This window comes from Erythrobacter sp. EC-HK427 (genome assembly GCF_902498745.1).
GTDB lineage: Bacteria > Pseudomonadota > Alphaproteobacteria > Sphingomonadales > Sphingomonadaceae > Alteraurantiacibacter.
Genome location: NZ_LR701479.1, coordinates 2,390,264 through 2,414,252, shown reverse-complemented (window position 1 = coordinate 2,414,252; position 23,989 = coordinate 2,390,264). Strand labels below are relative to the sequence as shown.

Here is a 23,989-nt window from a genome sequence, read left to right as displayed (position 1 = left end):
CGAGGATATAGGCGGAGCAGGACTCCGCCGACAAGCGAGTTCGCGGGGTTATCCGCCCCCGGAAACCTGCCTCAGAAACCCGTGGGCGCCGGATCGACAATCGTGAAGGCGCCATTGCCGATCTGACGCACTTCGAACGCCCGCTCTCCCACACCATTGGTGCGGAAGCGGAAGGCACCGTCAAGACCGAGGAACCCGCCATCAGCGGTCAGCAAACCCTCGGGCAAGTCGCGGCCGGGAACCCAGTCGCGCGTGATCCGCAAGGTCAGCAGCACAGCGTCGTAGCCCAGCGAAGCGACGCGGAACGGCTCCGAGCCAAACCGCGCATTGTAGCTGTCGGCAAACTGAAGGTAACGATCATCCGAAACGGTGGCGAACCATGCACCGCGCAGTTCCGGCACTTGGGCGAGCGAGTCCTCGCGGCTCCACAATTCGGTGCCGATGATGGAGGGCAGGGCGTCGCCTGCCGCCTTCAGACGCGGCGCGGCGGTCATCGCCAATTGCGCATTGTCTGCAATCAGCACGGTGTCAAAACCGCCTGCCGCTCGCAGCCGGTCTGCCGCGCTGAGGATGGAGGTGTTGGTGCGGTCATATCGCTCCACCGTGACCAGACGCGCTCCGCGCGCGGCTAGCGCTTGGTCAAGCGCATTGAGCGAGCGGTCACCATAATCGCCCCGCGGAGCAAGTGCGGCGAAATTGCGCGCGCCTTGGTCGATTGCGAAATTGACCGCACGGGCCACCGCCTGCTCGGGGATTTGTCCCATCACGAACACATCGTTACGCGCAACGGACGTGTCGTTGGAAAAGGTAATCAGCGGCACATCAGCCGGACGCGCCTGCGCCAGCACATCGCCTACCTCGGAACGCTGCAAAGGGCCAAGGATCAGCTGGTTGCCATCTGCCACCGCGCGCCGCGCCGCTTCCGAGGCGCCGCCTGCGGTGTCATAGGTGGTGATGCGCAGATTGTCCGCACCTGTATCGAGCAGCGCCATGGTGGTGGCGTTGGCAATCGACTGGCCGACATTGGCGTTCGCGCCCGATAGCGGAACCAGCAAGGCAATCCGGTGGCGATCGGTGTCAGTCGGCAGAACATCGGCGCTCGGCGCAACATCGGTAGTTGGCGCATCGGCCACCGGGCCAGTCCCTGCCAAACCACCAGTCGTATCCGGCACCACGGCGCAAGCGCCGAGCATCAGAGTTGCCATTCCCACCAGCGCCGCGCGCTTCAAATACCCGATCATGCTTGCCGTCCTCGCATAAATTCGTTCATGGGGGTGCGCGTGACCCAAGACGGCGCTCCCCTTGCTCCCGGCCTCTATATCGTTGCCACCCCGATTGGCAATCTCGGCGATATCACCATCCGCGCGGCTGCGACGCTGGCGCAGGTGGAGACAATCGCTTGCGAAGATACAAGAGTAACCGGCAAGCTGCTGAAGCATCTCGGCATTGCCAAACCGCTATGGCGGTATGATGACCATTCGGCACCGAAGGATCGCGAACGGCTGATCGAAGCGATGCGGAGCAAGCCGGTGGCGCTGGTAAGCGATGCGGGAATGCCGCTGGTCTCCGATCCCGGCTATCGCCTTGTTATCGATGCCAAAGAGGCTGGTATTCCGGTAACCGCGCTGCCCGGGGCCAATGCGCCGCTTACCGCGCTGGCGCTGTCAGGGCTGCCCAATGACCGTTTCCTGTTCGCAGGGTTCCTGCCCAATAAGGAGAAGGCGCGGCTGGATATGCTGGAGGAACTCGCCCCTGTTCGCACCACGCTGATCTTCTTCGAAACCGCGCCGCGCCTTGGCAAAAGCCTTGCCGCGATTGCCGCCGTGATGCCGGAACGCGAGGTCGCAGTGGCGCGCGAATTGACCAAGTTTTACGAGGAGTGCCGCAGCGGCACTTCTGCCGAGCTGCTGGCGCACTACACCGCGAATCCTCCCAAAGGGGAAATCGTCTTGCTCGTCGGCCCGCCGGGCGAGGGGAGCGAGACCGATCCCGCCCACGCCGACGCAATGCTGCAAGACCTGTTGAAGACCGAAAAGGCCTCCAAAGCTGTGGCACAGGTGGCGAAGGCCACCGGAATGGACCGCAAGGCGCTCTACGCCCGCGCCATGGAGCTGAAAGGGGCATGAAGCGGCAGCTGGCCGAGGCGAGGGGGCGCAAGGCCGAGGATGAGGCAGCGGCGTGGCTGGAAGGACAGGGCTGGCACATCCTCGCCAAACGCCGCAAAACCAAGGTTGGGGAAATCGATCTGGTGGCGCGGCAAGACGGCCTGATCGCCTTTGTCGAAGTCAAATGGCGGCGCAAAGCGGCCGATCTTGATCTGGCGATCGACGAACACCGTCTCGCCCGCGTTGCCGCCGCGGCGGAGGCAGTGGCGCATGAATATGCGGCGAATGGCGAGGATTTGCGGGTGGACGTCATCCTCCTTGCACCCGGCGCAGAGCCTCGCCACATCACCAATGCCTGGATGCCGTGAATGGAGTTTGCCCAATGTCGCTGAGAGTAGCCGTCCAGATGGATCCGCTGGAAAGCATCAAGATTGCCGGCGATTCCAGCTTTGCCCTGATGCTCGCCGCGCAGGCGCGGGGGCATTCGCTGTGGCACTATGACGTCACGACGTTAAGCTGGCAGGACGGCAATGTCTTCGCCTGGGCGCGGCCTGTTACCAATGTCCAGCGCGTCGAAGGCAGCCACTTTACCGCAGGCGATCTGCAACAAATCAACCTCGCTGAAGATATTGACGTGGTGCTGATGCGGCAGGACCCGCCATTCCATCTCGGGTATATCAGCGCCGCGCTGCTGCTCGACCGGCTCGCAGGCAAAACGCTCGTCAGCAACGATCCGCGCGAAGTCATCAATGCGCCGGAAAAGATGTATGTGCTCGACTACGCGCATTTCATGCCGCCCACGCTCATTACCCGCGTGCTCGATGATGTGCGCGAATTCCAGCGGCAGCATGGCGCGGTGGTGGTGAAGCCGCTGCATGGCAATGGCGGGAAGGCGATTTTCAAGATCGATGCCGAGGGCACCAATCTGTCCGCGCTGTTCGAAGTGTTCAATCAGACCTGGCCCGAACCGCATATGGTGCAGCCCTTCCTCCCCAGCGTGGCCGAGGGCGACAAGCGGATAGTATTGATCGACGGCGTAGTGGCGGGCGCAATCAACCGGCGCCCGGGCACGGGCGAGTTCCGTTCCAACCTCGCCCAAGGCGGAAGCGCGGAAGCAACCACGCTCACCCCCCGCGAGCAGGATATCTGCGCGGCGATGGGGCCGGATTTGAAGCGGCGCGGGCTGACTTTTGTCGGGATCGACGTCATCGGCGGCGAATGGTTGACCGAGATCAACGTGACATCGCCCACTGGAATCGTGGCAATAGACGCGTTCAACGGCACCGATACGGCGGGCCTGATCTGGGATGCGCTGGAACGTCGTCACGCGGCGATGGTTGCTGCAAAGGGGTAGGCGTTTACCAAACGTTAACCATACTTTAGGTTTCCCATTTTTGGACTTTTCCCAGATACTTATGCTTCAATGCGCGCGCCATGGATGAGCTGATTATCGAAGCGATCGCGCGCGCCGGATATTTCGGCATTTTCCTGCTGATGGTGCTGGAGAACGTCGTTCCACCCGTTCCCAGCGAAGTCATCATGGGCATTGGCGGCGTGCTGGTGGAGCGGGGCGAGATGGCTTTCTGGCCGCTGCTGCTGGTCGGCACGAGCGGCACGGTAATCGGCAATTACTTCTGGTATTGGCTGGGCGATGTCTACGGATACGAACGGCTGGAACCGCTGGTCGACCGTTGGGGCCGCTGGCTAACCGTTGACTGGAGTGACATCGCGCGCGCGCAAGTCTTCTTCGCCAAGCACGGCCACTGGGTTATCTTTTTCCTGCGCTTCAGCCCGTTCTTGCGCACGATCATCTCGCTGCCCGCAGGCCTGGTGCACATGCCCAAATGGAAGTTTCTGGCGTTCACCTTTGCCGGATCGCTGATCTGGAACGCTGCGCTTATCATCGGCGGCGTATGGCTGAGCACCTATCTCAAGGAATCGCAGGACGTGCTCGGCTGGATTATCATCGGCTTCTGCGTGGCGGCGGTGGCGGGTTATCTCTACCGCGTGTTTACATGGGTACCGCGCGCCGAGCGGGACAAGGATTAGTCCTTCTCGCGTGGATGCGCCGAGCGATAGGCTTCGAGCATTTTCGCCGCATCGACCTGCGTGTAAATCTGCGTCGAGCCAAGGCTCGCATGGCCAAGCAGTTCCTGCAAACTCCGCAAATCCGCGCCCGAGCCAAGCAGATGGGTGGCAAAGCTGTGCCGCAAAGCGTGCGGCGTCGCGGTGTCGGGGAGGCCGAGCGCCTTGCGCGCCCGCGCCATCGCCTTTTGCACCATGCCCTGGCTCAGCGGCCCGCCTTTGGTGCCGCGAAACAGCGCGCTATCGCCGGTCAGCAGGTGCGGGCAGGCTTCCGCATAACGCGCCACCGCCTCGCGCACGATCGGCAGCAAGGGCACCACGCGCTGCTTGCGGCCCTTGCCGGTAACCACGAGTGTTTGGCCAAGCGGCAGGTCGCTCGCCTTCAGCGAGAGCGCCTCGGCAATCCGCATTCCCGCACCATACATCAGCAGCATCACCGCGGCATCGCGCAGCCCGATCCAGTCCTCGCCGCCGCTTTCGGCCACCGCTTCAACCAGATTGGTCGCTTCATCGGGGGTGACGGGCCGGGGGATGCCCTTCTTGATGCGCGGCCCGCGCAGGCGCGGCGCGGTGCCGGGATCGGCCCCCACTTGCTCGCGGGCATAGGTGACAAAAGCTTTGAGCGCGGACAATTCTCGCGCGGCGGAGGCATTGCCGAGTCCATCGGCACGGCGCGCGGCCAATTGCCCGCGCAAATCGCGGGTGGAGAGCGCGGCCACACCCTGCCAATCGTCAAGCGCGAGGCGTTCGGTCAGCCGCTGCGCGGTAGCGACATAGGCGCGCACCGTATGCGGCGAGCGACGGCGCGCGGTTTGCAGATGCTCGCGCCATTGGGAAAGAATTGAAGCACTCATAGCGCCACCTCCGCTCGTCCTGAGCCTGTCGAAGGACGTTGGCGCGAACGTCCTTCGACAGGCTCAGGACGAGCGGGGCTAGAGTACGCGCGTGTCATGCCTGCACCAACTCGTCAGCCACCAGTTTTGCCAGCAATGCATCCAGCAAAGGCATTCCCTTTTCAGTAATAATCAGCCGCGTTCCCTCTTGCCGCACAAAGCCCAGTTCCGCGTGCCGCTCGACTTCCCGCAAATCCACCAGTGCCGTCTCCGCCATGCCGAAGCGCGCGGACAGCAAGGCCAGATCGACCCCTTCGGCGAGCCGCAGTCCCATCAGCAAGGCTTCGGACGCCTGCTCCGCTTTGCCGAGCTGGCGCTCCTCCTGCAAACCGCTGCCATTGCGTTCCACCGCTGCCAGCCAGTTTTCGGGCTTCTTGTGCCGCGTGGTAGCGAAACCGCCGCGCCGCCCATGCGCGCCGGGGCCGATGCCGGCATAGTCCTGATACCGCCAATATGCGAGGTTATGACGACTTTCCTCGCCGGGGCGGGCATGGTTGCTGATCTCGTAAGCCGGCAGACCCCCCGCTGCGGTCATGTCGCGGGTAAGGGTGAAGAGATCGGCGGCTGCATCATCGTCGAGCGGCACAAAATCCTCGCGCCGCACCATCGTTTCGAACCGCGTTCCGGGCTCGATCGTGAGCTGGTAAAGCGAGAGGTGTCCGGTGCCCAGCCCGAGAGCACGGCCAAGCTGCGCACGCCACGCTTCGGGCGACTGCGAGGGCAGGGCATAGATCAGGTCGAAGCTGACCCGCGCAAAGGCCTTCTGCGCGGTATCAAGCGCTTGCAGCCCCTCGCGCGCGCTGTGCAACCGACCCAGAAAGCGCAGTGCCGCATCGTCCAGCGATTGCAGGCCGAGCGACACCCGATTGACCCCCGCTGCCGCCAGATCGGCGAATTTGGACGCTTCGACCGAGGACGGATTGGCTTCCAGCGTGATCTCGATCCCCGGTGCAAAGCCCAACAGCTTTTCCGCCTCCGCCAGCAGCGCCGCGACCAGAGCAGGGGGCATCAGCGACGGGGTGCCGCCGCCAAAAAAGATCGACTCCAGCGGCTCGCCACCCGCGAGCGTCGCCTCGTGCCGCAAATCGGCAAGCAGGCTCTCCTTCCACAGTGCCGCATCCACGCTGTCCCGCACGTGCGAGTTGAAGTCGCAATAAGGGCATTTGGCGAGGCAGAAAGGCCAATGGATGTAAAGCGCGCGCGCCATGATGCGCCGCTATATACCGAATTGCTCGGCCTTCAGCTTGGCAAAAGCATCGGCGCGGTGGCTGATTGCGTGCTTATCCTCCGGCGCGATCTCGGCGAAAGTCTGCACGCTGCCGGTGGGGACGAACACCGGATCATATCCGAAACCCATCGCGCCGCGCGGCGGCCAGGTGAGCGTCCCGTCGACCCGCCCCTCATAGACCGCGTGCGCGCCATCGGGCCAGGCGAGGGCGAGGACGCAGGAGAACCACGCATTGCGCGGCGTATCCGCGCCCTTGGCCTGCAACAGCCCTTCAACCTTGCCCATCGCCATATACCAGTCGCGCCCCGGTTCGCCTTCGAACCATTGCCGTTCGGCCCAGTCGGCGGTGTAAACACCCGGACGTTCGCCCAACGCCGCAACAGAAAGCCCGCTATCATCGGCAAGCGCGGGCAGGCCCGACGCCTCCGCCGCCGCGCGCGCCTTGATCAGCGCATTGGCAATGAAGGTGGTCCCGGTCTCGGCGGGCTCGGGCAGACCCAGCGATCCGGCAGAGATACACTGCAAACCAAACGGCGCGAGGAGAGCGGAAATCTCCTTCAGCTTGCCCGCATTATGCGTGGCAATCACCAGTTTCCCGCTGCCAAGCTTGCGCGTCATTGCGTTGCCGCGCCTTGCGCACGGAAAATCTCGCCACAACCCATTTGCGCGAGTCGAAGGAGGCGCAGCAGTGCTTCCTCGTCATACGTCGCGCCTTCGGCTGTGGCTTGCACTTCGGCGATCTGGCCGCCTTCGATCAGTACGAAATTGGCATCGGCATCGGCCGAGGAGTCTTCCGGATAATCGAGATCGAGCACCGGCGTGCCCTCAACAATCCCGCAGGAAACTGCCGCGACCTTGGCGGTGATCGGATCGACCTTTACTTCGCCGCTGGCCAGCAAGGTATTCACCGCCAGACGCAGCGCCACCCATGCGCCGGAGATCGACGCGGTGCGCGTGCCGCCATCGGCCTGCAACACGTCGCAATCGAGGGTGATTTGCCGCTCGCCGAGCTTTTCCAGATCGACCACCGCGCGCAAGGATCGTCCGATCAGCCGCTGGATTTCCTGCGTCCGCCCGCTCTGCTTGCCGCGTGCCGCCTCGCGCGCGCCGCGCGTGTGCGTGGCGCGGGGGAGCATCGAATACTCGCCCGTGACCCAGCCCGAGCCCTTGCCGCGCATCCATGGCGGCACGCCGCGCTCGATACTCGCCGTGCACAGCACCCGCGTATCGCCAAAGCTGATCAGGCAAGAGCCCTCCGCGTGCTTGGTGAAGCCGGTTTCGATCGTGATGGCGCGCATTTCGTCGGGCGCACGGCCGGAAGGTCGCATGAGAATCTCCAAAAGTTTGCGTAGGCGGCACTAGCGACTAGATAGGGCGCTGTCATGCCATCACCGCCCATCCACGAACTGACCGACCGCGCGCGGGAGATTTTCCGTCTGGTGGTGGAAGATTATCTGTCCAGCGGGCATCCGGTCGGATCGAAAGCGCTGGCACAGCATGGCGGTTTGAACCTCTCGCCTGCCTCGATCCGCAGCGTGCTGAGCGATCTCGAAATGCTCGGCCTGCTCGCCGCGCCGCATACCAGCGCAGGACGAATGCCAACCGAAAGCGGTTTGCGCCTATTTGTCGACGGCATCATGCAAGTGGCGGAGCCGACCGCAGAAGAGCGAGCGGCCATCGAACAGCAGCTTTCCGAACCGGGGCCCATCGAAGCGGCGCTCGAAAAGACCAGCGCGATCCTGTCCGACATTTCGGGCGCAGCGGGCATGGTGATGGTGCCGCGCAACGAGCCTCGGCTGGCGCAAATGCGACTTGTCCCGCTCGATGCCTCCCGCGCACTCGCCGTACTGGTGGGCGAGGACGGCAATGTGGAGAACCGCATTGTCGAGCTCGGCAGCGCAGTGTCCACTGCCACGTTGGAGCAAGCGGGCAATTTCATCAGCGCGCGACTGGTCGGGAAAACGCTGGCCGAAGCGGCGCAGGCGATGCAGGCGGAGATCGTGTCCGGCAAATCCGCGCTCGACACCGCGTCTGCCGCGCTGGTTGAGGCTGGCATCGCGGTGTGGAGCGAAGACCCCGCCAACCGCCCGGTGCTGATCGTGCGCGGGCAAGCCAAGCTGCTGGATGAAGGCGCGCTGGAGAACCTCGAACGGGTGCGCTCTTTGCTCGACGATCTGGAGAACAAGCAATCGGTCGCCAGCCTGCTGGAGCGGGCGCGCAAGGCCGATGCCACCCGCATTTTCATCGGCGCGGAAAATCGCCTGTTTGCGCTCAGCGGCTCTTCGGTTATCGCCGCGCCCTATCGCGATCGCACGGGCAAGGTTGTCGGCGTGCTCGGCGTGATTGGCCCCACGCGGTTGAATTACGCGCGGATTATTCCCATGGTTGATTTTACGGCCCAGTCGCTGGGCAAACGGATAGGTTAGCAGGACACAATGATCGATAATGAACACGACCGCGATGAAGCGGTTGAAAAGGAATTGGCCGGCGTTCCCGAGGAATTCCTTGCGGATGATGACGACAGCGAAAATTCTGCCGATGCCATGGGTGACGCGATTGCGGCGCTGAAGGCTGATCTGGAAACGGCGCGGCAGGAAGTGCTCTACGCCAAGGCGGAAACGCAGAATGTCCGCCGCCGGATGGAGAAAGACGTCGCCGATGCGCGCGCCTACGCCGCCACCGGCTTTGCCCGCGAAATACTGGGCGTGGCCGACAATCTCGCCCGCGCGATTGAAGCCGTGCCCGAAGATCTGCGCGAGGATTCGAAGTTCAAAGGTCTGGTCACCGGCATTCAGGCTACACAGCGCGAGCTGGAGAAGGCCTTCGCCCAGCAGGGCATCAGCCGCATTGCCGCCATGGGCCTGCCGCTCGACCCGAACCAGCATCAGGCGATGATGGAAATTCCCACCAACGATGCCGAGCCGGGCACGATCGTGCAGGAAATGCAGGCCGGCTACATGATCCGTGACCGCCTGCTGCGGCCCGCCATGGTGGCCGTAGCGAAAAAGCCGGACTAATTCTCTAAACGTCGCTGGAAACAGAAAAGGCGGGGCCGCACGGCCCCGCCTTTTCCTTTGTGCCTTGCGGCTCGTCCAACGGGTGAACCTTACTGGCTATAAAGCTCAGAAATGTGCAGCTGTGCGCTGGCATTGCTGGTGCTGCCATAAGTGCCCACCCAGATTTCGTAGCGGCCCGACATCGGGCTGCCGAAACGCAGCGACGGGTTGAGGCCGTTGCCGCCGTCATCGTCGCAATACCAGCGGCCGTCAGGCGCGTTCACGACAATCGTGGTGTCCGCCGACGCATTGACCGACAGGATCAGCGGAAGCGAACCGGCAGAGTAGTTGAGCCGCACGTCGGGGGAGGTAGCGATAAATCCGCGGCAACCAGCGCCCAGATTGCTCGCATCATTGGTTCCGCCCGAAGCGAGGTCAACCACGAAGGGATCGGGCGTAAAGCCGACCGACAGGTTAACAGTGCCGAAGATCGGATCGGCGTTGACGTCCTGCGCAACAGCAGGCGCAGAAACACAGGCGGCAACCATGGCCGCAACAGAAAAAGCAAATTTCACAAGTAGTTCTCCGAAAATGGAACTTTACTGGCTGTAAAGCTCCGAAATGTGCAGGTCTGCGGCAGCGTTATCGGTGCTGCCATAGGTGCCTACCCAGATTTCATAACGGCCCGACATCGGGCTGCCGAAACGCAGCGACGGGTTGAGGCCGTTGCCGCCATCATCATCGCAATACCAATTGCCGTCCGGCCCGTTGACCACCAGCGTGGTGTCCGCATTCGAATTGACCGAGAGGATCAGCGGCAGCGAGCCGGCGGAGTAGTTGAGCCGCACGTCAGGCGCAGTGGCAATGTAACCACGGCATCCGCTGGCAACCATCGAGGCATCGTTGGTGCCACCCGAAGCGAGCGAAACGATGTAGGGATCAGGCGTGTAGCCAGCGCGCAAGTTAACCGTTTCGAAGATCGGATCGGCATTCACATCCGGCCCGCTGCTCGGAATCGGCACGTCCATATAGATGTCGTCAACATACATATCGCCGCTCGGGCCATACAATTCGGAAATGTTGACGGTGGCGGGATAGTTGTCCGTGCCGCCATAGGTGCCGACCCAGATTTCATAGCGGCCGGACATGGCGGGCGAGAACTGCACCATCGGGTTGGGATAGCCGCCCGAATCATCATCGCAATACCAGTTGCCGTCCGGCCCGTTGATGACAATGGTGGTGTCGGCATCCGACGTCGCCGAAAGGATCAGCGGCAGCGAACCGGCTTCGAAATACAGCCGCACATCGGGATTGGTGGCGATAAAGCCGCGGCATCCATCGATGTAGCTGATATCGGTGAGGCCACCCGAAGTGACCGGCACGACATAGGGATCGTTGGCAAACCCGCCGCGCAGCGTAACGGTTTCGTAGGTCGCATTGGCGCTGATGTCTTGTGCGGCAACGGGCCCGGCGATGGCTGCGGCGAGCACAGCGGAAACGGTAAATACAGTCCTCATTTTTTGATTACCCCCTAATGGTCTTCGTCTCTTGTTGGCTGCGACCTGCCGCTTGTGTGCAAGCGGCCACGTTAACCGATTGTGTATTGTCCGTTCAATCTCCCGTTAAGCTGGCAACCGCGTCAAACGACCAGATACAAGATCAGGTAGCGCACGATCAACGCAACCAGCAAAACTGCCTGCACGTGACGGTTGCGCCATAGCATTGCCAAGCCCATCAGGAATATGAAAAACACTGTCACACCGATGGAAAGCGGTGTTATGATCTGATCGCGGACATTCTCCAGCGACAACAGATAGGCCCATTGCACCAAAACCAGCGCGATCAGGATGCCGAAGATCGTGCGCGCGACGCGGAAATAATGCGTGTCGAGATCGCGGAAACGCTCGGGGTCGGTGGGGAAAACCAGTCGCGCGGCGAGATAATAGGCGCTGGAAAAAGCGACGACTCCCAGCAGCATCGGGGCCGAAACGGTAATCAACGGGCGGATCGTCCAGGCAAACATCCAGAACGACATCAGATCAATCATGACGAACAGCGCCATCAGCGGGGTGAGCCAGCCGATTTTGAAGCCGTTCTCCCGCCCTTCGGCATCGCGGGCAAATTCCAGTTCCAGCGCGCGCCCGAACCCGCCCAGCAGCTCGACCAGTGAGAGGCCGAGGATGAGCGCGTAGAGCACGAAGATGAATTCGAAATCACTCATCCGGTGGCGCCGGGAAAATCGACCAGCCGGTCATACGCCGCGGCATCCGCAACCCCGCGCAGCTTGATCCCGTTGCGCAGCAAAAAGGCGTGTTCGACGATGCGCGCTTGCTGTTCGATTCCGTATTCCTCCAGCTTCCAGCCGGGTTTCAGCGCGTAGTCATAGCGCGCCCACGGCATCCGGCGGGTGACCAGATACCAGTCACCGCGGGTTTGGGTTTGCCAGACATGCACCATTTCGTGAATGAACAGCGCCTGCCGGTGCAGCGGGGCGCTGGAGAAATCGTCGCAATACACCTCGCCCAGCGGGTGGAAATGGATATGGCCGCGCGGCGCCATGGTCACCCGCTTGGGTTGGAAAAACGCCCATTTGCGCCGCCTGATCGTGACCTTGGTATAGTCGATGGCGCGACCGAAAATGGAGCGGGCGAGGGCGATTTCGCCCGGTGTCAGCGGGCGCTCACCCCCCACGGGGCAGGCAAGCGCCGCGCCTTCGCTCACGCCGCGTCGTCGCCTTCGCCGCTGGGCGTAAAGCCTTCGGGCGTTTCGCCCGCCGGATAGGCTTGCACGGTAAAGCTGCACTTGTCCCCGCCAGCAAAGGTCAGCGTGACTTCGGTTTCGCCGCCAGCCGCAACACCTGCGCCGATGCCCATGGCCATGATGTGTTTACCGCCCGGCTCAAACACGGCGGTGTCTCCCGGTGCGAGGCCGACTTGCGGCAGCTCGTTCATCACCACTTCCATCGCCCAGGTGCCGGTATCGTGCATCATCGCGCTTTCGGCACCCAGCACTTCGGCAGCACGGATCATGTATGTATCCTCACCGGTGTTGCTGATGGTGAAGTAAGCAGCGCCCGGATTCGCCTCCACTGCAGGCAGCGACAGCCAGCCATCGGTCACCGTAATCCCCGGCGGGCAGTCGCCTGCAACTTCAGCCGGAGCCTCTGTTTCACCGCCGCACGCTGCGAGTGCCAGCGCACCTGCCAGCACCGCGAATCTGTTCAAACCATGCTTCATCATCATTGTGTTTCCCCGTAAGACATTGCCGATTTTCTAGGGGCAAGCGTCCCTTGTGCCAAGCAAAAGCGCGCCTATATCCGCCCTCGTTACACAGCTTTTATGAGCTGCCGAGTGGCTTTGCCGGACTGGCGGGAGGCCGAAAGCGCAGCGTCCAATATGAAAGAGATGGGGAATTATGAGCAAGATTATCGGTATTGACCTTGGCACCACCAACAGCTGCGTGTCCGTGATGGAAGGCGGCAAGCCCAAGGTTATCGAAAACTCCGAAGGTGCGCGCACGACGCCTTCGATTGTCGCCTTCACCAAGGATGGTGAGCGTCTGATCGGCCAGCCCGCCAAGCGGCAGGCCGTGACCAATCCGGACAACACGCTGTTCGCGATAAAGCGCCTGATCGGCCGCCGGTTTGAAGATCCGACCACCAAGAAGGATATGGATCTCGTCCCTTACAACATCGTCAAGGGCAAGAACGGCGATGCTTGGGTCAATGCAGGCGGTGAAGATTATTCCCCCAGCCAGATTTCCGCCTTCATCCTGCAAAAGATGAAGGAAACCGCCGAAAGCTATCTCGGTGAAACGGTGACCAAGGCCGTGATTACGGTGCCCGCCTATTTCAATGATGCACAGCGTCAGGCAACCAAGGATGCCGGCCAGATCGCGGGCCTCGAAGTCGAGCGCATTATTAACGAGCCGACCGCCGCCGCGCTGGCCTATGGCATGGACAAGAACGACGGCAAGACCATCGCCGTATATGACCTTGGCGGCGGTACCTTCGATATCTCCGTTCTCGAAATCGGCGACGGCGTGTTCGAAGTGAAGTCGACCAATGGCGATACCTTCCTCGGCGGCGAAGATTTCGACAATGTGATTGTCGAATATCTGGCTGACCAGTTCAAATCGAAGGAAAACATGGATCTGCGCAAGGACAAGCTTGCGCTCCAGCGTCTGAAGGAAGCTGCCGAAAAGGCGAAGATCGAGCTGTCGAGCAGCCAGCAGACCGAAGTGAACCTGCCATTCATCACCGCGCGCATGGAAGATGGCTCTTCCACTCCGTTGCACTTGGTCGAGACGATCACCCGTTCAAAGCTCGAACAGCTGGTGGGCGACCTTATCAAGCGCACGCTCGAGCCGTGCAAGAAGGCGCTGGAAGATGCCGGCGTTTCCAAGGATGGCATTGACGAGGTGATCCTTGTCGGCGGCATGACCCGTATGCCCAAAGTGCGCGAGATCGTAGAAGAGTTCTTCGGTTCGAAGCCGCACACTGGCGTCAATCCCGATGAAGTTGTCGCGATGGGTGCTGCCATTCAGGCGGGCGTGTTGCAGGGCGATGTGAAGGATGTGCTGCTGCTCGATGTCACCCCGCTGTCGCTGGGTATCGAGACTTTGGGCGGCGTGTTCACCCGCATGATCGATCGCAACACCACGATCCCGACGAAAAAGACGCAGGTCTATTCGACGGCGGAAGACAACCAGAACGCTGTGACCATCCGCGTTTCGCAGGGCGAGCGTGAAATGGCGGCGGACAACAAGCTGCTCGGCCAGTTCGACCTTGTCGGTATTCCGCCTGCACCGCGCGGCGTGCCGCAGATCGAAGTGACCTTCGATATCGACGCGAACGGCATCGTGAACGTGTCCGCCAAGGATAAGGGCACCGGCAAGGAACAGCAGATCCGCATCCAGGCATCGGGCGGCTTGACCGATTCCGATATCGAACAGATGGTGCAGGATGCCGAGAAGTTTGCCGATGAAGACAAGAAGCGCCGCGAAAGCGCCGAAGTCCGCAACAATCTCGACAGCATGGTGCACGCCACCGAAAAGCAGATCACCGAAAACGGCGACAAGGTTGACGCCGCGATCAAGGGTGAAGTCGAAACCGCTTTGGCCGAAGCCAAGACCGCGTTGGAAGGCGACGACGTCGAGGTGATGAAGGACAAGAGCCAGAAGCTCACCGAAGCGGCGATGAAGATGGGTCAGGCGATCTACGAAAAGTCGCAGGCCGAAGGTGCCGATGCAGCCGCCGATGCGGCAGCGGCAGACACGGCGACAGCGGATGAAGAGGTCGTCGAGGCCGAATTCACCGAAGTCGACGACGAGAACAAGTCGTAAGTCTGACGATGGAAAAGCTGGCCGCCATCGACGCCCATAGCGTCGGTGGCGGTGCGCTTTAGGGGTCTGCCAATGTCTGCCGAAATCGACTTCTACGAACTGCTGGGCGTCGCGCGCAATGCCGATGGGGCGACCATCAAATCCGCCTACCGCAAGCTCGCCATGCAGTATCACCCCGATCGCAATCCGGGCGATGCCGAGTCCGAGGCGCGCTTCAAGGCCATCAGCGCCGCCTATGACATCCTGAAGGATGAGCAGAAGCGCGCCGCCTATGACCGCTACGGCCACGCCGCTTTCCAGAATGGCGGCGGCGGGCCCGGCGGCATGGGCGGGCAGGATTTCGGCGATCTGGGCGATATTTTCGAAACGATTTTCGGCAGCGCCTTTGGCGGTACAACCGGCGGCGGCCGGGCGCGACCACGGCGCGGGGCCGACCTGCGCTATGATATGCAGATTTCGCTGGAAGATGCCTTCCACGGCAAAAGCAGCGAGATCGAAGTCGAAGTCTCCACCGCGTGCAAAACCTGCTCCGGCTCCGGCGCGGAACCGGGCACGTCAAGCCGCCGTTGCGAGCTGTGCCATGGCGCGGGCAAAGTGCGCGCCAAGCAGGGCTTTTTCGTCATCGAACGCCCGTGCCCCAATTGCAGCGGTTCGGGCGAAGTGCTCGAAGCGCCGTGCCGTTCTTGCCGTGGGGAAGGGCGCAGCGATACGATGCAGACCTTGCAGGTCGATATCCCCGCAGGCGTCGATACCGGAACGCGCATCCGCCTGACGGGCAAAGGCGAGGCGGGGCCGCGCGGCGCACCGGCGGGCGATCTCTACATCTTCGTCCATGTGAAGCCGCACACAGTGTTCGAGCGTGAAGGCACCGCGCTGTTCACCCGCGTGCCCGTCAGCTTCACCACTGCTGCTTTGGGGGACACGATCGCGATCCCCGGGCTCGACGGCGAGACGCATGAAATCGAAATTCCCGCCGGCATCCAGTCGGGCAAGCAATTGCGCAAACGCGGCGCGGGGATGCCAGTGCTGCAAGGGCGCGGGCGCGGCGATCTGGTGGTCGAGGTGCAGGTGGAAACACCCACCAAGCTCACCAGCCGCCAGCGCGAATTGCTGTGCGAATTCCGCGAAACCGAAACGGGCGAGGAATGCCCGCAGAGCCGTGGCTTTTTCGACAAGCTGAAGGATGCGTTCGGAGGCTAGGACAGGGCCTCAGCCCAGCTTCGCCACAATCTCCGCCCGCAACTCCTCCACCAGGCTGCGCCGACACAGGCCGCGCGCCGCCTCTTCCTCGCAGATCGCCAGAAAAGTATCGCGCTTGAAGGCCAATCGTTCGGCATCGGCAAAGCCGCCGGGAATGGTGGAGCAGACGAGGTCAATCATCCGCTCCGCGCCGTGCAAACGGCCCCACAAGTAATCGTTCTCACGATAGAAGCGGCTGAAAAACGCGCCGAAATTGAAGAATTCGGTGCCGCGCAGGGTTGCCTCGGTGCCGCCTTCGCGCAGGGTGGTGGCATCGTCCGGGCTGATGCGGTCAACCTTGACCGGATCGAATTCGGTCAGCCCTTCATTGCGCAGCAGCGGCAAAGTGGCAACGTCGTAAAACGGAAAGCCGAGATAGCTGAGCAGCACGCGGCGGCGCAAATCCTTGGGCATCGCCTGCATTGCTTCGGCCAGAATTTCCTCTGCCGCCGTATCCGCCTCGCGCAAGGCCCGGCGGCGGGCGAGTTCGGCGAGGTAGAGTTCCGGCTGCTCGCTCGCCCGCGCGGCGATTTCGGCAAAGCCGTCCCCCAAATTCTCCGCCGCTTCCTTCTCGAAATACAGCGCGAGCGCGCGGTAGACCTGCTCGCGCGCTGCCTCCAGATCGTCGTCGGGAATGTCCGGATCGGCATCCCATTCGCGCGACAGCCGCCGCGCCAACAGGCGCAAGCGGCGCACGCGGTAGGCAAGATCGTGATCGCGCAAGAAGGCGACCGCCGTCTCGTTCACGCTCCCCTTGCCATGCACGATTTTGCCCAGACCGCGCGCTTCGATTGTCCGGCGCAAATGCAGTTCCACTTGCCGCGCGCTCACCGCATCAGCGGCAGGGGCGGAGCGCACCGCCAGTTCGGCCAGCCGCTCGATAATGCCGGAGAGTTTCGCCTGCGCGTAGGATTGGAAAGCGAAGCCCGCCTGCTCCACCACCGCCGCCTGTGCCCGCCCGCGCCAGATGGCGAGCCGCTTGGACGTGGGCTTGTCAAGGAACAGCGTGCGCCCGAACAGCTTTTCCACCGCACCTTCGACTTCGGGACGCAAGGCGGCGACCATATCGCGGAGCTTGTGCGCCTCGCGCGTCTGCTGCTCAAGTACTTCCAGATTGTCGCGGATCGGCTGTTCGCGCGGGATGGTGGAGATGGAACCGATGATCGCGCCGAAAAAGCCGACCGGCTTCACCGCCTCGCCGCGCTCCATCGCCCTTTTCCGGGGAGAGGGGTCGATATAGACAAAGCGCCGGTCAACCTCACGCTGCGCCGGGCGCGCGCCAAGCCCCGAAATCGCGCCTTCAAACGGTGCATTGTTGAGCACCGATCCATCGATCAGCGCGACATGGTCAACCGTGCCCCGCTCGACATGGGCAGGCATGATGCGGCGCAGAAAGTTCGGGCGGTTGCTCCACCCGCCGGGATCGAGCGCGTCGACTTCGGCAAGGCCCATCGGCGGAAAAGCGCCCGGAAAACTCGCGGTTGCGCGCGCGGCGAATGTCAGCTCGCACTTATGCGCCAGATCTTCCCCGCCGGAAACGGGCGCGGGCGAGCGAAAGCACACCGGCATCCGGTGCTCGGTTTCCTCCACGACCGGCGGACTGTTGAGGCGCAGCAGCTCCTTGTGGCCGCGATAATCGGTGGCAGTCACCAGCAGATCGACCGGATGGCCGGGCGGCAGCAGCGGCGCCTCGTGTGGCTGCTCGGCCATCGCTTGCAGCGCATTATACAGCAGCCGCGTGAAGCCGGGGCCGGAAAAGGGCGGTTCGAACCACCGCCCCCGCACCAGGCTGGAAATCTTCCGGCGCACTTCGGAACGCGTTTCCTTGGCGACATTCTCGTTCACCACATTGCCCGGGCGGTTGGTGAGATACCACACGAAGGGCCGCATATAGGGCTTGGACGCCATATCCGACCATGGCCGCGCCTCTTCATCGACCAGCTTTTCGACATCGGCATTGTCGAGCCACAGCTCGGTCAGCGGCTCAAGGCTTTGGCCCGAATGGATCGCCTGGGCGAGGAACACCGCATTGATCCCGCCCGCACTGGCGCCGGTGATGATGTCAGGCAACATCCGCAGGCGCAGGGCGTAGCTGCTCTCGATCCGGCGCAGGAGAGCGAGGTAGACCCCTTCGACGCCCTCCTGCACGGGGGCGTCCGCCTCGTGAAAAGCGCGACTGGCGCGGGCGAGTTTCCAGATTTCCTTGGTAACCCCGTGCATATAGACCGCGAGGCTGACCCCGCCGTAACACACCAAGGCAATGCGTAACTCTTTCTGCCGCATGGGCCAGACTGTGGCACAAAGCGACAGGCGGGCAAAGCATGGCGATGGTGCTTTTGCGCGGTTTTCAGGTGGCCTTGCGTTCCATTTATGTTCCGGTTAGAGCGGGCACATGGCCAAGCCCAAAAAACGCTATGTCTGCACCGAATGCGGCAGTGTCGCGACCCGCTGGCAGGGCCAGTGCGGCGATTGCCAGCAATGGAACACGCTGGTCGAGGATGCGCCGGAAACGACGTTTGCGGCCAAGCATGATCTTTCCACCGGCGGGCGCTCGATTGTGTTCGAGGCGCTGGATGCGCCGACCAAGCCGCTGCATCGGCGGACGACGGGCCTTGCCGAATTTGACCGTGCGCTGGGCGGCGGGCTGGTGCCGGGCTGCGCGATCCTGATGGGCGGGGAGCCGGGCATCGGCAAATCGACCCTGCTGCTGCAAGCCGCCGCCAAGATCGCCAAGAGCGGCGGCGATGTTGTGTATGTCAGCGGCGAGGAAGCGACCGGGCAGGTGCGGATGCGCGCCAAGCGGCTGGGCCTTGCCGATGCACCGCTCCGGCTCGCGGCGGCAACCTCGGTACGCGATATTCTGACGACGCTCGGCACCCATGGCGCGCCCGATTTGCTGGTGGTCGATTCGATTCAGACCATGCATTCGGACATGATCGAAGGCGCGCCCGGCACGGTCAGCCAGGTGCGCGCGAGCGCGTTCGAACTGATCCGCTATGCCAAGCAGACCGGCACCTGCCTTGTGCTGGTGGGCCATGTGACCAAGGACGGCAATATCGCCGGGCCGCGCGTGCTCGAACATATGGTCGACACGGTGATGAGCTTCGAGGGCGAACGCAGCCACCAGTATCGCATCCTGCGCTCCTTGAAGAACCGCTTCGGCGCGGTCGATGAAATTGGCGTGTTCGCGATGGAAGGATCGGGGCTGGAGGAAGTTTCGAACCCGTCCTCGCTGTTTCTATCGGGGCGGGAGGAACCGATTGCCGGGAGCGCGGTGTTCCCCGCGCTGGAAGGCACACGGCCCGTGCTGGTGGAAATCCAGGCGCTCATCGTCCGTCTGCAATCGGGCGCAACCCCGCGCCGCGCGGTGGTGGGGTGGGACAGCGGACGGCTGGCAATGCTGCTCGCGGTGCTCGAATCGCGCTGCGGGCTGAGCTTCTCCACCGCAGAAGTCTATCTCAACGTCGCGGGCGGCTATCGCCTGTCTGACCCCGCTGCCGATCTCGCCGTAGCCGCGGCGCTGATCTCCGCGCTGGCGGACAAGCCGCTACCCGCAAGCGGAATCTGGCTCGGCGAAGTGGCGCTTTCGGGCGAAGTGCGGCCCGTTGCGCACACCTCACTGCGGCTGCGCGAGGCGGCGAAGCTGGGCTTTGCCAGCGCCTGCGGCCCCGTGGACGGCGCGCAGGATGTGGCATCGCTCGGGTATAAAGACATCGCCGGAGTGTCCGCGCTCGTTGACCGGGTGATGGCAGGCTCCTAAATCGCTGGAGCTATGACGGGTTTCGACATCATCGTGCTCCTGCTTGTGGGAGTGGGCGCCATTGCCGGTTTCATGCGCGGCTTCGTGCAGGAAGTGCTCTCGCTCGCCGCGTGGCTGCTCGCCGTGTTCGCCATCCGTTATTTGCATACCGATCTGACGGCGGCGATTTTCGGTTACATGGGCTCGCCCATCACCGCGAGCATCCTCGCTTTCGCGCTGCTGTTGCTGGTGCCCTATGCGGGGATGAAGTTGATCGCGAGCATGGCGGGGCGCAAATCGCGCAATTCGGTGCTCGGCCCGATTGATCGCGTGCTCGGCTTCGGCTTCGGCGCGATGAAAGGGATTATCATTACCGTCATCGCCTTCTCACTGCTGGTGCTCGGCTATGACACGGTGTGGGGCGCGCAGGGCCGTCCGCAGTGGATTACCGAGGCGCGCACTTATCAGCTGGTCGATGCAGGATCGCGGGCGATGGTGCAGCTGATCGACGAGCGGCGCGAGCAGTTGCAAAGCGAACCAGCCGTGGAAGACAGCGCGGAGTGAGCGCGCTCTACACGCCCGCCATGCTCGCCGCCGCGGTCGAGCTGGCGCAGTATCCGGTCTTGCCAGCGCCTTGCGCAGAGGGGCGGGCGCGCTCGACCACTTGTGGTTCCGAAGTCACTGTCCAGCTGGCGTTGGCCGAAGATGGCCTGATCGCCCGGATCGGCTTGCAAGCGCGCGCCTGCGCCGTCGGGCAAGCCGCCGCTGCGGTCTTCGCGCGCCATGCGCCGGGCCGTAGCGAGAGCGCCATCGCAGCGGCGCATGATGCGCTCGCAGGATGGCTGGCGGGCGAGGGCGCGCAACCCGATTGGCCCGATCTCGATCTGGTCGCGCCCGCGCTGGACTATCCCGCGCGCCACGGCGCGATGCTGTTGCCGTGGAAGGCCGCGCGCGAAGCACTTTCCAGCGTCCCCGCTTCGCGCTAACCCGCTCGCAAAAGAGCCCAAGGGGAGAGCCAATGGAGGACACCGCAGCCATCGCCGAACATCAGCCAAGCGCCAAGGAAATCCGCCTCGTCATCGCGGCGAGCAGCGCGGGCACCGTGTTCGAATGGTATGATTTCTTCATCTACGGCACGCTGGCCTACATTCTCAAAGACGCGTTTTACGATGTCGACAACGAAACGCTGGGCCTGCTGCTGGTGTGGTCAACCTTCGCGGTCGGCTTCGCCTTCCGGCCCATTGGGGCGATCCTGTTCGGCTATCTGGGAGACAAGCTAGGCCGCAAATACACCTTCCTCGTCACGGTAACCCTGATGGGCGTTGCGACGGCGGGCGTGGGCCTGATCCCTACGGTGGAAACAGCGGGGATCGCCGCGCCGATCATCGTCATCTGCCTGCGCATTATCCAGGGCCTCGCGCTGGGCGGCGAATATGGCGGAGCGGCGATTTACGTTGCCGAACACGCGCCCCCCGAAAAGCGCGGCTTCTACACCAGCTTTATCCAGGCCAGCGTGGTCGGCGGCTTCGTGTTGTCGATCCTCGTGGTGCTCGCCTGCCGCGCGCTCATTCCGGAGGAGGATTTCGTGGCGTGGGGCTGGCGCATTCCGTTCCTGCTCTCGATCATCCTGCTCGGCATTTCGCTGTGGATGCGGCTGAAACTGTCCGAAAGCCCGGTGTTCAAGGCGATGAAGGCGGCGGGCAAGATGGCGGGCAACCCCTTCGTCGAAAGCTTCACCTATCCCGGCAACAAAAAGCGCATTTTCATCGCCCTGTTCGGGATCACCGGCGTACTGACCACGATCTGGTACACCGCTTTCTTCTCCAGCCTGTCTTTCCTGCGCGGGCCGATGCGGATGGAACAGGGGCTGGTGGAATGGATCCTGCTGATCGCGGGCAGCCTGTCGATGGCGTTCTACGTGATCGTCGGCAAGTGGTCGGACCGGGTGGGGCGCAAGAAGCCGATTATCATCGGTGCGCTGGGCGCGCTGGCGCTGCTGTTCCCGGTGTTCTGGGCGATGGGTTCGCTCGCCAATCCGGGACTGGCGCAGGCTTCTACCGACAATCCGGTGGTGGTGAGCGGGCAGCAATGCACCACCGATCCGTTTGCCGAACTGGCGGGCGCACAACAGAGCGACTGCGGCAAAATCCTCGAAGCCCTGACCGCGAACGGAGTGCGCTACACCATTGCAGAGGCGGATACGCTTGGACTTGCGGTGAATGGCGAACCGCTGCCCATCGGGGCGGACTGGTTGGATAGCGGCACCGCGCGCAGCGAGGGCATCATCGCCGCATTGACACCCTATGGCTTCGATTTCGAACGCCAGTCGCCGCCCTTTGCCAGTATTCTCGGCATTATCGGCCTGCTGCTGGTGCTGGGCGTGTTGTCCGCGCTGACCTACGGTTCGGTCGCCGCGCTGTTGACCGAAATGTTCCCCGCGCAAATCCGCTATTCCTCGATGTCGATCCCCTATCACATCGGCGCGGGCTATCTTGGCGGGTTCCTGCCGCTGATTTCCAGCATCATCGTGGCGCGCACGGGCGATATCTATTCGGGTATCTGGTACACCTGGGTCGTGGTCGCCTTCGGGGTCGCGGTGGCATGGTGGGGCCTTAAGGACGGCCCGCCGACAGACTTTGCCGATGACCCTGCTTGAGGAGCCGCCGCGCAGCCTGCGCCTGCGGATCGACCAGACAGCGATTGCCGACAATTGGCGGATGCTCGACGCGCTGTCGGGCAGCGCGGAGACGGGCGCTGCGGTCAAGGCCAATGCCTATGGCGTAGGCGTGGAGGCAGCAGTGCCCGCGTTGCTGGCAGCGGGCGCGCGCAGTTTCTTCGTCGCGCATTGGAGCGAGGTGGCAGTCGTCCGCACTTTGGCGGGACAGGCGAGCGTCAGCGTGCTGCATGGCGTGCGAAACGATCAGGAAGCCGCCTATGCGCGCGCGACCGGTGCCATTCCCGTCATCAACTCGCTGCACCAGGCGCAAGTGTGGTCGGCAAGCGGCGGAGGGCCGTGCCACCTGATGGTCGATACCGGCATCAACCGTCTGGGCATCGCGCCCTCGGAAATCGGCGATCCTGCCATTCGGGCACTCGCCATCGACACGCTGATGTCGCATCTCGCCTCTGCCGACGAGGATAGCGCGCTCAACGCGCTGCAACTGCAACGCTTCCGTGAAGCGGCGGCGGCGGTTCCGGCCAAGCGGCTGAGCCTTGCCAATTCGGCGGGCATAGCGCGCGGGGCGGACTTCGCCTGCGATCTGACGCGCCCCGGCCTCGCGCTGTATGGCGGGGTGCCGCATCCTTCGCTTGCGGGCCGCATCCGGCAAGTCGCTTTTCCCGAGGCCGCCATCCTGCAAATCCGCCACCTCGCCCCCGGCGACTGCGTCGGCTACAACGCCACATGGACGGCACAGAGGCCGACCCGCGCGGCGACGGTCTCCATCGGCTATGCTGATGGCTTCCTGCGCCAGATGGGGCTTGGCTGTGCATTGCAACACGAAGGCAGGGCGCTGCCGCTGCTCGGCCGGGTATCGATGGACATGGTTGTCGTCGATGCCAGCGACAGCACGGCCAAGGAAGGGGATTTCCTTGAAATCCCATGCGAATTGCCCGAAGTCTCCCGCCGTTCGGGCCTCTCCCAATATGAAGTCCTAACCGTTCTTGGCCAACGCTTTGCGAGAAACTAGGACAAGTTCTCTCCCGCAATTGCAAAATTCGTGCTGCAAGTGCTAAGATGGCAAGCGAAGAGAGAGAAAAGGATTCTTCATGGCCGATAAGGCGGAAGCGAGCTCAGATACGGTCGTCATCAAGAAGTACGCCAACAGGCGGCTCTACAACACCCAATCGTCAAGCTACATTACATTGGAAGACCTCGCCCGCATGGTGCGCGAAGGGGTCGATTTTCAGGTGCTCGATGCCAAGACGGGCAATGACATCACCCATTCGATCCTGACCCAGATCATCATGGAAGAAGAGGCCAATGGGGAGCATATGCTGCCCGTTAGCTTCCTGCGCCAATTGATCGGGATGTACGGCAATTCGATGCAAGCGATGATGCCGCCCTATCTCGAAGCGGCGATGGCCAATTTCCAGAGCAACCAATCGTCTTTGCAGGATGCGTTCAAGGCCAGCTTGGACCCGCAGGCTTTCGCGCGCATGGCCGAGCAAAACCTGGCCATGTTCACCGCGGCGGCGAGTGCTTTCATGCCCACGGCTGCGGCGGCTCCCAAGCCAGCGGCATCAGCCGAGGAGCCGACGGCGCGCGAGGATATCACGACGCTACGCGCACAAATGGCCGAAATGCAGCGCAAGCTCGACCAGCTCGGGGAATAATTCCGCCTTCTCGACACGCGCCGCGT

The 23,989-nt window shown here is 62.9% G+C and carries 25 protein-coding genes; 14 read left to right on the top strand and 11 right to left on the bottom strand.

Going from position 1 to position 23,989, the window contains the following annotated elements; all coding sequences use genetic code 11:
• Window positions 1-71: 71 nt before the first annotated feature.
• The gene (locus GC121_RS11915; RefSeq protein WP_151974628.1) at window positions 72-1,241 is read right to left on the bottom strand and encodes a penicillin-binding protein activator; all 1,170 of its coding nucleotides are present in this window, start codon (window positions 1,239-1,241) and stop codon (window positions 72-74) included.
• A gap of 39 nt (window positions 1,242-1,280) precedes the next feature.
• On the opposite strand from GC121_RS11915, the gene rsmI reads away from it, so the two are divergent.
• From rsmI to GC121_RS11895, 4 genes are all read left to right on the top strand, one after another.
• Window positions 1,281-2,126, top strand: coding sequence for a 16S rRNA (cytidine(1402)-2'-O)-methyltransferase (gene rsmI, locus GC121_RS11910; protein WP_234421229.1), 846 nt, complete (start codon window positions 1,281-1,283; stop codon window positions 2,124-2,126).
• A complete protein-coding gene (locus GC121_RS11905) occupies window positions 2,123-2,473 on the top strand; it encodes a YraN family protein (protein WP_151974624.1) in 351 nt (116 codons plus the stop codon). Before rsmI ends, GC121_RS11905 begins: the two co-directional genes overlap by 4 nt.
• A 14-nt stretch (window positions 2,474-2,487) precedes the next feature.
• A complete protein-coding gene (gene gshB / locus GC121_RS11900) occupies window positions 2,488-3,459 on the top strand; it encodes a glutathione synthase (RefSeq protein WP_151974622.1) in 972 nt (323 codons plus the stop codon).
• Between the two features lie 80 nt (window positions 3,460-3,539).
• Window positions 3,540-4,154, top strand: coding sequence for a DedA family protein (locus GC121_RS11895; protein ID WP_151974620.1), 615 nt, complete (start codon window positions 3,540-3,542; stop codon window positions 4,152-4,154).
• Here GC121_RS11895 and GC121_RS11890 read toward each other — a convergent pair.
• From GC121_RS11890 to rph, 4 genes are all read right to left on the bottom strand, one after another.
• Window positions 4,151-5,044, bottom strand: coding sequence for a tyrosine recombinase XerC (locus tag GC121_RS11890; protein WP_151974618.1), 894 nt, complete (start codon window positions 5,042-5,044; stop codon window positions 4,151-4,153). The two genes, GC121_RS11895 and GC121_RS11890, sit on opposite strands and share 4 nt — an antisense overlap.
• Window positions 5,045-5,138: 94 nt before the next feature.
• Window positions 5,139-6,290, bottom strand: coding sequence for a radical SAM family heme chaperone HemW (gene hemW / locus GC121_RS11885; RefSeq protein WP_151974616.1), 1,152 nt, complete (start codon window positions 6,288-6,290; stop codon window positions 5,139-5,141).
• 9 nt (window positions 6,291-6,299) lie between these two features.
• A complete protein-coding gene (gene rdgB / locus GC121_RS11880) occupies window positions 6,300-6,929 on the bottom strand; it encodes an RdgB/HAM1 family non-canonical purine NTP pyrophosphatase (RefSeq protein WP_151974614.1) in 630 nt (209 codons plus the stop codon).
• A complete protein-coding gene (gene rph, locus GC121_RS11875) occupies window positions 6,926-7,639 on the bottom strand; it encodes a ribonuclease PH (RefSeq protein WP_151974612.1) in 714 nt (237 codons plus the stop codon). Before rph ends, rdgB begins: the two co-directional genes overlap by 4 nt.
• A 54-nt stretch (window positions 7,640-7,693) precedes the next feature.
• Here rph and hrcA point away from each other — a divergent pair, with 54 nt between their 5' ends.
• Together hrcA and grpE are read left to right on the top strand one after the other, a co-directional pair.
• Complete coding sequence (gene hrcA / locus GC121_RS11870) at window positions 7,694-8,737, top strand: heat-inducible transcriptional repressor HrcA (RefSeq protein ID WP_151974610.1); 1,044 nt, start codon at window positions 7,694-7,696, stop codon at window positions 8,735-8,737.
• Between the two features lie 9 nt (window positions 8,738-8,746).
• On the top strand, window positions 8,747-9,328 hold the full coding sequence (gene grpE, locus GC121_RS11865) for a nucleotide exchange factor GrpE (RefSeq protein WP_151974608.1): 582 nt from the start codon (window positions 8,747-8,749) through the stop codon (window positions 9,326-9,328).
• Between the two features lie 89 nt (window positions 9,329-9,417).
• Here the strand turns inward: grpE and GC121_RS11860 are convergent, their stop codons facing one another.
• From GC121_RS11860 to GC121_RS11835, 5 genes are all read right to left on the bottom strand, one after another.
• Window positions 9,418-9,882 (bottom strand): hypothetical protein, encoded by a 465-nt coding sequence (locus GC121_RS11860; RefSeq protein ID WP_199857846.1) that lies wholly within the window; start codon window positions 9,880-9,882, stop codon window positions 9,418-9,420.
• 24 nt (window positions 9,883-9,906) lie between these two features.
• Window positions 9,907-10,824: a hypothetical protein gene (locus GC121_RS15350; RefSeq protein WP_199857845.1), complete on the bottom strand. Its 918-nt coding sequence runs from the start codon at window positions 10,822-10,824 to the stop codon at window positions 9,907-9,909.
• A gap of 122 nt (window positions 10,825-10,946) precedes the next feature.
• The gene (locus tag GC121_RS11845) at window positions 10,947-11,528 is read right to left on the bottom strand and encodes a hypothetical protein (RefSeq protein WP_151974606.1); all 582 of its coding nucleotides are present in this window, start codon (window positions 11,526-11,528) and stop codon (window positions 10,947-10,949) included.
• Window positions 11,525-12,028, bottom strand: coding sequence for a vgr related protein (locus GC121_RS11840; protein WP_234421228.1), 504 nt, complete (start codon window positions 12,026-12,028; stop codon window positions 11,525-11,527). Before GC121_RS11840 ends, GC121_RS11845 begins: the two co-directional genes overlap by 4 nt.
• Window positions 12,025-12,549 carry a copper chaperone PCu(A)C gene (locus GC121_RS11835; protein ID WP_151974604.1) on the bottom strand — a complete coding sequence of 175 codons (525 nt, stop codon included), beginning with the start codon at window positions 12,547-12,549 and terminating at the stop codon, window positions 12,025-12,027. The genes GC121_RS11840 and GC121_RS11835 overlap by 4 nt, the downstream gene beginning before the upstream one ends.
• Before the next feature lie 172 nt (window positions 12,550-12,721).
• On the opposite strand from GC121_RS11835, the gene dnaK reads away from it, so the two are divergent.
• Window positions 12,722-14,650, top strand: coding sequence for a molecular chaperone DnaK (gene dnaK, locus GC121_RS11830; protein ID WP_151974602.1), 1,929 nt, complete (start codon window positions 12,722-12,724; stop codon window positions 14,648-14,650).
• A gap of 72 nt (window positions 14,651-14,722) precedes the next feature.
• A complete protein-coding gene (gene dnaJ / locus GC121_RS11825; protein ID WP_151974600.1) occupies window positions 14,723-15,850 on the top strand; it encodes a molecular chaperone DnaJ in 1,128 nt (375 codons plus the stop codon).
• A 9-nt stretch (window positions 15,851-15,859) separates the two neighbouring features.
• Here the strand turns inward: dnaJ and GC121_RS11820 are convergent, their stop codons facing one another.
• Window positions 15,860-18,172: a patatin-like protein gene (locus GC121_RS11820; RefSeq protein WP_151974598.1), complete on the bottom strand. Its 2,313-nt coding sequence runs from the start codon at window positions 18,170-18,172 to the stop codon at window positions 15,860-15,862.
• Between the two features lie 109 nt (window positions 18,173-18,281).
• Here GC121_RS11820 and radA point away from each other — a divergent pair, with 109 nt between their 5' ends.
• The 6 genes from radA (at window position 18,282) to phaR (ending at window position 23,963) form a co-directional block, all read left to right on the top strand.
• Complete coding sequence (gene radA, locus GC121_RS11815) at window positions 18,282-19,649, top strand: DNA repair protein RadA (protein ID WP_151974596.1); 1,368 nt, start codon at window positions 18,282-18,284, stop codon at window positions 19,647-19,649.
• A gap of 12 nt (window positions 19,650-19,661) precedes the next feature.
• Complete coding sequence (locus tag GC121_RS11810) at window positions 19,662-20,192, top strand: CvpA family protein (protein ID WP_151974594.1); 531 nt, start codon at window positions 19,662-19,664, stop codon at window positions 20,190-20,192.
• Window positions 20,189-20,614, top strand: a complete 426-nt coding sequence (locus tag GC121_RS11805) for an iron-sulfur cluster assembly scaffold protein (protein WP_234421226.1) — start codon at window positions 20,189-20,191, stop codon at window positions 20,612-20,614. The genes GC121_RS11810 and GC121_RS11805 overlap by 4 nt, the downstream gene beginning before the upstream one ends.
• A 32-nt stretch (window positions 20,615-20,646) precedes the next feature.
• The gene (locus GC121_RS11800) at window positions 20,647-22,284 is read left to right on the top strand and encodes an MFS transporter (RefSeq protein ID WP_151974593.1); all 1,638 of its coding nucleotides are present in this window, start codon (window positions 20,647-20,649) and stop codon (window positions 22,282-22,284) included.
• Window positions 22,271-23,317, top strand: a complete 1,047-nt coding sequence (gene alr, locus GC121_RS11795; RefSeq protein ID WP_151974591.1) for an alanine racemase — start codon at window positions 22,271-22,273, stop codon at window positions 23,315-23,317. The genes GC121_RS11800 and alr overlap by 14 nt, the downstream gene beginning before the upstream one ends.
• 79 nt (window positions 23,318-23,396) lie before the next feature.
• A complete protein-coding gene (gene phaR, locus GC121_RS11790; RefSeq protein WP_151974589.1) occupies window positions 23,397-23,963 on the top strand; it encodes a polyhydroxyalkanoate synthesis repressor PhaR in 567 nt (188 codons plus the stop codon).
• Window positions 23,964-23,989 lie beyond the last annotated feature (26 nt).